The following is an 11,261-nucleotide window of genomic DNA, read 5'->3' as shown; positions in this document are numbered from 1 at the left end:
TTTAATTGATTGTGAAAGTCTTTATTTCCCTAAAAGGAGAAGTGTCTAATTTTTCAATTGCCTGTTGGTACGGTAACCATTCATCTTTAAAAAAGTTGTTGGTTTTATTAATCGCATCAGTAAGAGCATCTTTTGCATGCTTCATTAGCGTTTTTTCGGTTGTGGTTAATCCATTTTGTCTACTGCCTGTGTACCATCCTGCGGTGCCCATTCGTTGCATTACAGTGACTTCTGGATTTCTGGTAATTCCTTGCCTTTTATCTTCTTTACCTAAATAAATAGCAATTACTGAATCTATTTTCTTCGTAATTTCTTTGGAAGATTTTATTTGATCTTTAAACTTCTCCTTATCTAGTTTTTTAAGCTCTTTCTGATATTTTGTAGCAATTTCTTTACTTTCTACTAATTGCTTTACGGCATCTGCAGCTGTTTTTTGCATACTTTCTAGCTCTTTTGAAGCCGCATATATTTCATTAATATTCTTTTGAGAAACTTGTAATCTTGGATCAGATTTTACCGTGATATTGGTTTCAGATTTTTGATCACCATATTCCATAACCAATTTGTAAGTTCCTGGTTTTACACCAACACCTCCTGGCTCTCTTTTCTGTTTTTGAATTTTTCTAGAAGGGCGTTGTACACCTTTTTCATCCATAAACCATCTCATTTTATGAATACCAGTAGAGTCTGGAGTCTTTCTTTTAAGCGTTCGAATAAGCTTATCTCCATTATAAATTTTTAAATGTACAGAATCCCATTTCACTTTATTCTCTTCTTTTTCGTCCTCTTCTTCTTTCTCATCCTCTTTCTCATCTTCTTTTTTATCCTTAGACGCTTTCTTTTGTTCTACGGTTACAAAAAATGAAATATGAGCTCCACCATCACGATTTTCACCATTAAATAATGCATCCCCACCGAAACGACTTCCTGTTGGTTGCTGATATGCCGCTTGGTATGCTGTTGGTGGTTCGAATAATTGTAATTTTTGGGTAAGGATGCTTTTGTTTTTAGCAATGCCTCTTAATGGTCTGATATCATCTAACACCCATGCAGCTCTACCAAAAGTTCCTATTACTAAATCATGTTCTCTCGGTTGGATTACAAGATCTTTTACCGATACAGTAGGGAATCCAGACGTCCATTTTGTCCATTTATTTCCAGCATCCACAGAAATATATAATCCGTCATCTGTTCCTAAGAAAAGTAAATTTTTCTCTACAGGATCTTCTACAATACTTAATGCGTAACTTTTTACGTCATTACTATCAACAATTCGTTGCCATGTTTTACCATAATCTACCGTTCTATAGGCATACGGAGTATAATTAAATCTTCGGTAGTCATTAGCGACTAATAGCGCTTCTCCTTTTTTCTTGTTAGATGCTTTGATCTGTACTATCCAGCTTCCAGTAGGCAATCCTTTGATATTACTAGAAATATCTGTCCAATTTGTTCCTCCATTTCTAGTTATATGTACTCTACCATCATCGGTAGCGGCCCATAGCATATTTTGTTCTAGCGGAGAAGGTTCTATGACTAAAACGGTACAATGGTTCTCTGCTCCGGTAGCATCCATGGTTAGTCCACCGCTTTCTGCTTGTTTTAGTTTCTCAGGATTGTTGGTCGATAAATCTGGAGATATGACTTTCCAAGTAAGTCCTTTATCGGTACTTTTATGCACAAATTGACTACCAAAATAGATAGTGCTATTATCAAACGGATCAATATTGATAGCAGCATTCCAATTAAATCGTAACTTAACTTCTGGATCTGGGTGTGTAGGTTTTACAGTATAATTATTTCCTGTCATCCAATCATAGCGACTTACAAATCCTTGTTGACTCATGGACCATCCGTATCTTGAATCGTCTTTGTCTGGTACCACATCAAATCCATCACCAAATGATATTTCTTGCCAATAAGAATTTCTTATTCCTTGTGCTTTCCATACATAAGCTGGTCCTCTCCAACTTCCATTGTCTTGCATTCCTCCGTAGACATTGTAAGGATATTCATTATCTACATTGATATGGTAAAACTGTGCAACAGGAAGATTGCCAATAAATCTCCAGTTTTTTCCACCATCTTTTGTAATATTTAAACCTCCATCATTTCCATCAATCATAAAGTTACCATCTTCAGGATGAATCCACCAAGCATGATGATCTGGATGTACACCGTTATCAACGCCGTAAGCAGGCATTAATTGAGTGAAATTCTTTCCTCCATCTTCTGATACATTCACATACGTAAAAATAGAATATACTCTATTTTCGTTTTGTGGATCTACATATATTTCAGAATAATAAAATGGTCTGTTACCTATATCGTTTTTATCATTTACCTTTTTCCAATTAAAACCTCCATCTTCAGATTTGTATAGGGCATTTTTCTTTGCTTCGATTAATGCATACACAATATTTGGTTTGTTCCTAGCGATTGCTATTCCCATTCTTCCTAAATCTCCTTTTGGTAAACCATCTTTGTCTGTTCTTTCTTTCCATGTTTTTCCACCATCATGGGTAATGTATAAACCAGAACCTTCTCCTCCAGATTTAAAAAACCAAGGATCTCTTTTGTGTTCCCATAAAGCTGCAATTAGTTTATTGGGATTTGTCGGATCCATAACCAAATCTGCGGCACCAGTTTTATTATTTGCAAAAAGAACTTTTTTCCAGGTTAGTCCACCATCCGTAGTTTTAAAAATACCTCTTTCAGGATGTTCTCCCCAAGGAGAACCAATAGCAGCTACATAAACGATATTAGGATCGGTAGGATCAACAATAACTCTATGAATATGTCGAGTTTTTTCTAATCCCATTAATTTCCAATTTTTTCCACCATCTAATGATTTATAGATTCCATACCCACCATTAAGACTGTTTCTAGGATTTCCTTCACCAGTTCCTACCCATATTACTGATGGATTAGATTGCTGGATTGCAATAGCACCTATGGAGGCAGTAGCCTCGTTATCAAAAATTGGATCCCATTTAATTCCACCAGATGTAGATTTCCATAAACCACCAGAAGCGGTACCAGCATAAATAATATCAGGATCCGAAACAACTACATCTATAGAGGTAACCCGACCACTCATTCCACCAGGACCTATGTTTCTAGGATGAACTTTTTTAACATAATCCATCGAAAAATCTTGGGCGTACATTCCGGAAACCAGAATTATAGATAGTAGAAATAGTAATTTTTTCATTTTAGTGTAGAGAGTTAATTAAATTGAAATTGTTTTAAAACCTATGCGTGATTTTAATAGGAGAATATTTCCATTGGATTGGGCAATATTTCTATTAGAATGATTAGAGTTGTCGTGTTTTGGAAGCGTTAAAAGAAAATATCTTTTTAACATTTTTGATTGATTATAAAATTGAAAAGCTAAAGTTAAGAAAATGACAATGCGAAATTCTTAAAGGGGTGTTAAGGTGAAAAAGCGATACCTTTGGAGTATAAAATAGATCTTATGAAATTTATTGAACTTACTTTACATAATCATATCATTGTACACGGATTTGATGCAAGAAATCAAGAAATCACAGAAGAAGTAACGGTAGAGATTCCATCCAAAAAAATAGTTTCTGTAGATAGAATTTTATCTGTTAGCGAAAAATTTATCCTCATCAAATATGCTTTTGATAGAATAATTTATTGGGAATATATAGAAGATTACAACAGCGTAAAAGAAATGCTTACGTAATTATTAAGGTATCATAACTTTAGCTTTCTTACTATCCCGAGCGGATATTAATTCGAAATCCTTATTTACTTTAACAATAATAATCTTTCCAGTATGCAGATTTATCATTTTCCATCGAAATCCATAGGAGGTTTCAAAAATTGCTGATCTTGCCATCTTACGCAAATCAACCTCGTCAATTTTTTCGATAACTTCTGTAGCTAATACATCTAATCCACGCTGTTTTACTTCTTCGTCAGAAAGTTTGCGATCTTTTTGAATTTCTGTTAAAAAGGAGCAATCCGATCTATCTAAAAAATCATTTGGATATATAAAAGTGTAAGAAAATAAAAAGAAGAATAGTATATGTTTTTTCATATGTAATCAGTTTTAAGAATCATATACTATTATTAGTAATAGTATGTGATTACTGGATTATAAATTGTGTAACCATACTGTTGTTGTTATTTTGTACTATATGCTGACGTTCTTAATGTAAGGGGAATTATAAATTTAACTCTTTTATGTTCGATTAAATATATAATTTTGTTAAAAAATAATTATTAAATCTTAAAAAAGATTGTTTTATAATAATATATTAATAGTTTTTTTGAAAAATTCTTAAAATATAGGAAGATGTAGCATTACTTTTTTCTTTCTAATTCTAACTGATATATTTTTCTGCCCAATTCTGCTAAGAATGGAATTCCAATTTCATCATATTCGTATTGATCATCGTTGAAAATCTCATTTTCATTTACATGAATGGTAGCAGATAAAAGAAATTCTATATTGTTTTCTGAATCCTTAATGTAGGCGCAATCCGTTAGATATCCATACGCATATCCTACTTTATTATGGATCTCAATATGTTGCGGAATGTCATCTTTGGTATCTCCGAACATAAAAAACTTTACATAACCGTCATAATATTTGGTTTTATCATAACCAGATTCATGGGGCAATAGTTTCATCGTCTTTAATAGGAAACGATGATCAGCTTCGGAAATATTAAATGATTTTTTTTTGTCATAAACTTCGGGAAACTGAACTCTTTTCATTAGCTCATGTAAAGACCTTAGCGGAAGATAATTCTTCTTAGAAAAATCTTTAGGTTGTTTTATAAGAGAGTCGTTTTCGTAATAACCTTTTCCTTTGGAGATGTTGATTAAATCCAATTTTGAAGGTGTACTATTAAATATAATCTCTTGACTATAAATAGTCAGACTATCTGTGATACGTTTTTTAAAAATAATCGGTTGCGTCTTTGAAGCATCTGCGTTACTCGTAGATAATCTGTGAGAAATTCTCCCGGATATTTCTTTTGATGTTAAGTTTTGATTAATGTAGTCTTGTCCTAAAAACTCAAATAAACGATTATAGGCATCATTATCACTCACAGAAAAAATTTGGATAATATCATTTTCAATAGATGAATATAAGTTTCCTTGATTCACACTATATTTCGTTTCTCTATTAATAGGAATCCCATTATCCTTTAAATTGTTTAGCTTTTCTAATGCCATTACGGCTATTGGAAACTTAACGGAACTTGCTGGATAAAAATAAATGCTGTCCGCTACATTAAATTCATAATCGGTAAAGGAAACTTCGTTTTTTGAATTTCGATCAATCTGAGTATATAAAATTTGAATTTCATGTTTTTCGAGCTTATTGATCACCCTTGATATATTCGGAGACTCGGATTGTAAAATAGTATCTAAAGGGTTTTCTGAAGTACAAGAACATATTAAAATACCAAGAAGAATAAGTAGTTTTAATTTCATAGACATGTATTAAATAAGGCGGGTAAATGAATCATTTGTGTTTTTTAAATTAAAATCTTTGCTCTAAGAATTAGCTGTCATTCATCATACTAAGTTAAATATAAGAATTGTTTTGCTAGCCTGTTCAAATAAAAAAAGGGAACCCAATAGAAACAATTCCAAAACATTTGTTAATTCTGTGTGATTCCATAATAGTTGGGGCGGTATCTTTTGTAAAATATACTAAATTTATATAATGAAAGAGAAAAAGGGAATTTTTAAAAAAGGTTTTGCTTTTAGACATTATGAAGCTCCAGAACAATCTCCATTCGAAAAACTTTTCGACATTTTTCAGGAAATAATAACTCATACTTCGGGTGATCTTGATGAAGCACTAGACTGGATGAAAGAATTAGATAAAGAGTATCAGCTTACTAGTGAGGATTATACTTTAGATGATTTTGTAGAAGACCTTAAGAAAAAAGGTTATATCCGAGAAGAAATTAAGCCAGATGGAAAAGGAGGAATGTCCATAACTGCAAAAACAGAACGTGCAATTAGAAAAAGAGCCTTAGATCAAATTTTTGGTAATTTAAAACGCAGTGGATCTGGAAATCATCGTACTAAATATACAGGACGAGGTGATGAGCATGCTGGTGAGTATAGAAACTATCAATATGGTGATGCATTAGAAAGGATATCGATTACTGAGAGTTTAAAAAATGCCCAAATTAATCATGGCATTGGTGATTTACATCTTACCGAAGATGATTTGGTAGTCGAAGAGACTCAGTTTAAAGCTCAGATGAGTACAGTATTGATGATCGATATTAGTCATAGCATGATTTTGTACGGAGAAGATAGAATTACTCCTGCCAAAAAGGTAGCTATGGCTCTAGCAGAGCTAATAACAACGAGGTATCCTAAAGATACACTAGATATTCTTGTTTTTGGGAATGATGCTTGGCCAATAGCTATTAAAGATCTACCGTATCTGCAAGTTGGCCCTTATCACACCAATACCGTTGCAGGTCTTCAATTGGCAATGGATATGCTGAGGCGGAAGCGAAACACTAATAAACAGATTTTTATGATCACGGATGGTAAACCTAGTTGTTTAAGACTTCCAGATGGTCAGTATTACAAAAACAGTAATGGTTTAGATCGTAATATTGTGAATAAATGCTATGTGATGGCACAACAAGCAAGAAAATTACACATACCCATCACCACTTTTATGATTGCGCAAGATCCTTATTTAATGCAATTCGTAAGAGAGTTTACTTACGCAAACCAAGGAAAAGCATTTTATACTGGTTTGAAGGGGTTAGGAGAGATGATCTTCGAGGACTACGAAACAAATAGAAAAAAAAGAATTAAAGGATAAAACAATATTGAGTTTATAATACTTCCGAAAAAGAAAATATGGACATTAACAGCATAAAGACTTTAGAACAGTTAGAAGCATCAGGATATAAAAGTAAAAGTATAAAAGACGAATTACGAGATAATCTCAGAGAAAAAATTAGTAATAATCAAACTACATTTACAGGAATTCATGGTTATGAAAATACTGTAATTCCTGAATTGGAAAGAGCTATATTATCTCGACATAATATCAATTTGTTAGGATTACGAGGACAGGCTAAAACACGTTTAGCTAGGCAAATGGTGAACTTATTAGATGAGTGGATTCCTATTGTAGAAGGATCAGAAATTAATGATGATCCTTTACAGCCAATATCTAGATATGCGATTAACCTTATTAAAGAAAAAGCAGGTGATACTCCAATATCCTGGATTCATAGAGATGATCGTTTTGCAGAAAAATTAGCTACTCCAGATGTAACAGTAGCAGATATTATTGGAGATGTAGACCCTATAAAAGCCGCGAATTTAAAATTGAGCTACGCAGATGATAGGGTGATACATTTTGGAATGATTCCAAGAGCTAATCGTTGTATTTTTGTGATTAATGAATTACCAGATTTACAAGCTCGTATACAGGTAGCTTTATTTAATATTTTACAAGAAGGTGATATCCAAATAAGAGGTTTTAAGTTACGTCTTCCTCTGGATATGCAATTTGTATTTACCGCAAATCCAGAAGATTATACTAATAGAGGAAGTATCGTTACTCCATTAAAAGATAGAATTGGTTCTCAAATTCTAACGCATTATCCAGAGACTGTAGCGATTGCAAAAACTATTACTCAGCAAGAAGCTCAGTTAGATTCTAGACAGAGTAGTTTAGTTCATGTTCCTGAGCTCGCTAAAGATTTATTAGAACAGATTAGTTTTGAGGCGAGAGAAAGCGAGTTTATCGATGCCAAAAGTGGTGTTAGTGCCAGAATGAGTATTACTGCTTTTGAGAATTTATTGAGCACGGCAGAATATAGAGCACTGAAATCTGGTGACAATCAAACATTGTTACGATTAAGCGATTTTATGGGAGTTGTTCCGGCTATTACTGGTAAAGTAGAATTGGTATACGAAGGAGAACAAGAAGGTGCTGCTTCTGTTGCGCTTACACTAATTTCGGATGCAATTAAATCATTGTTTCCAGATTATTTTCCTAAAATAGAACGTCTTGAAAAAGAAAGTGAAACAAGTCCTTATCAAGAATTAATTGACTGGTTTTTTGAGGAAAGTGGTTTTGAACTGTTGGATGAAATACCAGAGGCAGAATATATCGAAAAGTTAGATGCTATAAAACCACTTAATGATCTTCTGAATAAGTATCAGGAAGATATCGATAAAAAAGACAGCTATTTTATGAAAGAGTTCCTATTATGGGGACTGGTAGAGCATAAAAAATTGAGTAAATATAGATTGTCCGAAGGTTTTAGATTCAGAGACTTGTACGGAAGTTATATAAATGATCTTTAGATCTTATTTTACCACCAAACAATAAAACATTTGTCATAAGAATCTTCATTACGTTTTATCCAAAGTAATGGAGATTTTTTTTTCGAGAGTTGTACTTCTAAAGACTCGTGAATTGTATTGTAGGAATGCCAAATTCTATGATCTTTTGGGTTTGTAACCCAATCTTTTTTTGAAGGAATATAGTATAGATAATGGTGATATTTTTCTGAATTGAAATCATGCCAATGTATCCAGAAACCAGAGATACAATCATTATTAATTTCGGGTAAAATTTTGTTTTGAAAAGATAAAGGAATAAATAACTGACCAAAAAAAGAGACTCTTTGTTTTATTGTATCCGTAGAAATGTCTAGTTTTTGTAAGGCTTTAATCGTCTCAGACTGGTAGAGTAGAGGAAATTGTTTATGCTTTAATTTTGCTACTTTTTCTAACAAGCTGTCTTTTTGATTAGGACCAATCCATCGTTCTAATTCATTTTTGCTTCTTTGAGGATCATAGAGATAGAACTTGTATACTAATTCTATGTGTAAAAGACATTTTTTAGAAATGTCTTCAATAACAAAGTCTAGTTCTCCAATGGTAATTTTATCCTTAAATATTTGTAGGTTTTTTACGAGTAGTTGATAGTCTTTAGATGAGTTTATATAGTATTCAAAGAAATGTTCGATTCTTTTTCCTAAAACTTCATTATCTCTAATTTTAATGTTTGTTGGGTTTTTTATAACACATTCGAAATTTTTTAAATCTAATTGAGATAATCCAAAAAGAGAATCACCGTTCCATAGTGGTTTACTACTAATAAATCCATTGTATTGATGGTCGATAGAAGTCATTAAGAGTTCTATTTCTTAAAAATGGAAATGTATTTATCCAGAATAGGGCGTAATATTTTTCGATCTACGGGTTTAGCTAAAAAGTCATCGCATCCTGCGGCTAATGCTCTTTCAATATCTTCTTCGGTAGAATAGGCAGTTTGTGCAATAACCGGTAATTCTGGTCTTAATTTTTTGATCTGTTTGGTAGCATCATATCCATCCATAATGGGCATTTTGATATCCATTAACACCAAATCAATTTTGTCGTTTTTTTGGCAGATCTCAACTGCTTCCTGACCATTTTTGGCTCTATAAATAACGAATTCAAAATCAATCATTTTGGTTAAAACAGTTCTCAAAAATAGGAAATTGATTTCTCCATCTTCTGCAATAAGTACTACATGTTTTTGCAATGTTCTTTCTTGTAAATTAGTAGTTGTCGGTTCTAAATTATTCAGCATTGAATCTGGGGTAAATGGTATTTTTAATATAAAGGAACTACCTTCATTTTCTTTGCTAGAAAACGAAATTTTCCCTCCAATTAAATCTGTATATTCTTTTGCTATTGCCAGTCCTAAGCCTAAACCTCCAAAATTTTTAGAAATTTCTTTTTCGGATTGAGAGAAACTCTTAAAAATAATGTCTTGGTCTTTTTGTTTAATTCCGATGCCAGTATCTTTAATCGATATGGTAACAAAATTTTCTACAATATAAGAAAATATTGTTATGGATCCGGTACTGGTAAATTTAATGCTGTTATCTACCAGATTACTTATGATCTTATATAACTTTGGTTGATCTGTAAGAATGATATTTTCCCCTGGTTTTATTTCATTTTTGAAATAAATCTCTAGATTTTTTTCTTTAGCCTTATCTGTGTATTTAGTAATTATCCGCTCTAATAATTCTTTTAAATCCGTTTTCGAGAACTTTACTTTGCTCTGTTTTGTTTCTAAGACTGAAATTTCCAATATGTCATCCACTGAAGCAATTAGATCTTTTCCACTTTTTATAATGATATCGGTATACTCTCTTCTTTCTTCTTCGGTTAATGTATCTGATTTTAGTAATTCAGAGAATCCCATGATACCATTCATCGGTGTTCTAATTTCATGTGAGATGTTTTGAATAAAATTAGTTTTTATTCGATTACTCTCTTCTGCTTCCTCTTTTGCAATTCTAAGTTCTTTTGTCTTTTGTTTTATTTTAAATTGTAAATAAAAATATATTGAAACGACACCTAATAGCACTAATGTAAAAATTAGTGAAAAAATAATCCAAAATTTTGGCTTTTTATAAAATGGTTTAACCATATCAAATAGCCAATTATCTAATATTGCCTGCTTTTCTTCGTTGGAAATAGCTTTTGAAGCTTTAGAGATGATGCTGTTGAGAATTTTTTCTTCTTTACGCACAGCAATGCTAGGTATATAACTAAAATCTATTTTATTAATAACTTTTAGGTCATTAAGTCCTTCAGATTTAATAAGATAATTTACTACCGCTCTTCCTCCAATATATGCATCTGACATTCCTGTCTGAACACTGCGTAGGCATTCAATATCATCAGAATAATTATTGATCATTAGATTTGGGTAGTTTTCTTTTAGATAATCGTCAATGGAATACCCTTTTGGTACAGCAACTTTTTTGTTGAGAAACTCTGAGAAATGTAGCCCGCTATCCACTTCTTTTCTAGTCACCAAAACAAAGGGAGTTTCAAAAAACTTAGTGTAAAAGTTTAAGTATTCTTCTCTTGTTTCAGTTTCTTGCATCTCGAGAATAATATCAACTTTTTTTGTTTTAACGTCTTTCAATAAAAGGCTCCAATTGGAGTAATATTTTTTTTGAAACTTATAATTGATCTTATTTTCAATTAGATTAAAATAGTCAACTAAAATACCATCAATACTATCTTTTTTGTTTATAAATTGATAAGGCGGATAGTATGGGTATACTGCCACATTTACAGAAGTTTGCTGGGCAAGCCATTCTTTTTCCGACGTACTAAGTATTTCCTTCTTAGAACAAGAAAAAGTGATACATACAAAGCATACTAAAATGGAAATATAAAATATTTTATTTGGCATAGTTTGTCGA

Annotated in this window: 8 protein-coding genes; 3 read left to right on the top strand and 5 right to left on the bottom strand. The window is 32.2% G+C overall.

Annotated elements, in window-relative coordinates; genetic code table 11:
* Nucleotide 1: 1 nt before the first annotated feature.
* Nucleotides 2–3,214: a VPS10 domain-containing protein gene (locus ACWNT5_RS12510; protein ID WP_299607706.1), complete on the bottom strand. Its 3,213-nt coding sequence runs from the start codon at nucleotides 3,212–3,214 to the stop codon at nucleotides 2–4.
* Nucleotides 3,215–3,478: 264 nt separating this feature from the next.
* Here ACWNT5_RS12510 and ACWNT5_RS12505 point away from each other — a divergent pair, with 264 nt between their 5' ends.
* Nucleotides 3,479–3,712, top strand: coding sequence for a hypothetical protein (locus ACWNT5_RS12505; RefSeq protein ID WP_299607704.1), 234 nt, complete (start codon nucleotides 3,479–3,481; stop codon nucleotides 3,710–3,712).
* A 3-nt stretch (nucleotides 3,713–3,715) separates the two neighbouring features.
* On the opposite strand, the gene ACWNT5_RS12500 is transcribed toward ACWNT5_RS12505, so the two are convergent.
* Complete coding sequence (locus tag ACWNT5_RS12500; RefSeq protein ID WP_299607701.1) at nucleotides 3,716–4,069, bottom strand: hypothetical protein; 354 nt, start codon at nucleotides 4,067–4,069, stop codon at nucleotides 3,716–3,718.
* Nucleotides 4,070–4,335: 266 nt separating this feature from the next.
* Nucleotides 4,336–5,478 carry a serine hydrolase gene (locus ACWNT5_RS12495; RefSeq protein ID WP_456517502.1) on the bottom strand — a complete coding sequence of 381 codons (1,143 nt, stop codon included), beginning with the start codon at nucleotides 5,476–5,478 and terminating at the stop codon, nucleotides 4,336–4,338.
* Nucleotides 5,479–5,713: 235 nt separating this feature from the next.
* On the opposite strand from ACWNT5_RS12495, the gene ACWNT5_RS12490 reads away from it, so the two are divergent.
* Together ACWNT5_RS12490 and ACWNT5_RS12485 are read left to right on the top strand one after the other, a co-directional pair.
* Entirely contained in the window at nucleotides 5,714–6,844 is a 1,131-nt protein-coding gene (locus ACWNT5_RS12490) for a vWA domain-containing protein (RefSeq protein WP_299607695.1), read from the top strand.
* Between the two features lie 38 nt (nucleotides 6,845–6,882).
* Nucleotides 6,883–8,346 carry a magnesium chelatase gene (locus ACWNT5_RS12485; RefSeq protein WP_299607693.1) on the top strand — a complete coding sequence of 488 codons (1,464 nt, stop codon included), beginning with the start codon at nucleotides 6,883–6,885 and terminating at the stop codon, nucleotides 8,344–8,346.
* An 8-nt stretch (nucleotides 8,347–8,354) separates the two neighbouring features.
* Here the strand turns inward: ACWNT5_RS12485 and ACWNT5_RS12480 are convergent, their stop codons facing one another.
* The gene (locus tag ACWNT5_RS12480) at nucleotides 8,355–9,179 is read right to left on the bottom strand and encodes a DUF1853 family protein (RefSeq protein ID WP_299607691.1); all 825 of its coding nucleotides are present in this window, start codon (nucleotides 9,177–9,179) and stop codon (nucleotides 8,355–8,357) included.
* Between the two features lie 8 nt (nucleotides 9,180–9,187).
* Complete coding sequence (locus tag ACWNT5_RS12475; RefSeq protein ID WP_299607689.1) at nucleotides 9,188–11,251, bottom strand: response regulator; 2,064 nt, start codon at nucleotides 11,249–11,251, stop codon at nucleotides 9,188–9,190.
* Nucleotides 11,252–11,261: the final 10 nt, after the last annotated feature.

It is taken from the genome of Aquimarina sp. 433 (assembly GCF_054054605.1).
This window is presented reverse-complemented; position numbering and strand designations above follow the sequence as displayed.

Excerpts from the sequence above, each read along its gene's own strand:
- ACWNT5_RS12485 (WP_299607693.1), top strand. The coding sequence starts at position 6,883 with ATGGACATTAACAGCATAAAGACTTTAGAACAGTTAGAAGCATCAGGA.
- ACWNT5_RS12510 (WP_299607706.1), bottom strand. The coding sequence starts at position 3,214 with ATGAAAAAATTACTATTTCTACTATCTATAATTCTGGTTTCCGGAATG.
- ACWNT5_RS12495 (WP_456517502.1), bottom strand. The coding sequence starts at position 5,478 with ATGAAATTAAAACTACTTATTCTTCTTGGTATTTTAATATGTTCTTGT.
- ACWNT5_RS12500 (WP_299607701.1), bottom strand. The coding sequence starts at position 4,069 with ATGAAAAAACATATACTATTCTTCTTTTTATTTTCTTACACTTTTATA.
- ACWNT5_RS12480 (WP_299607691.1), bottom strand. The coding sequence starts at position 9,179 with ATGACTTCTATCGACCATCAATACAATGGATTTATTAGTAGTAAACCA.
- ACWNT5_RS12490 (WP_299607695.1), top strand. The coding sequence starts at position 5,714 with ATGAAAGAGAAAAAGGGAATTTTTAAAAAAGGTTTTGCTTTTAGACAT.
- ACWNT5_RS12475 (WP_299607689.1), bottom strand. The coding sequence starts at position 11,251 with ATGCCAAATAAAATATTTTATATTTCCATTTTAGTATGCTTTGTATGT.
- ACWNT5_RS12505 (WP_299607704.1), top strand. The coding sequence starts at position 3,479 with ATGAAATTTATTGAACTTACTTTACATAATCATATCATTGTACACGGA.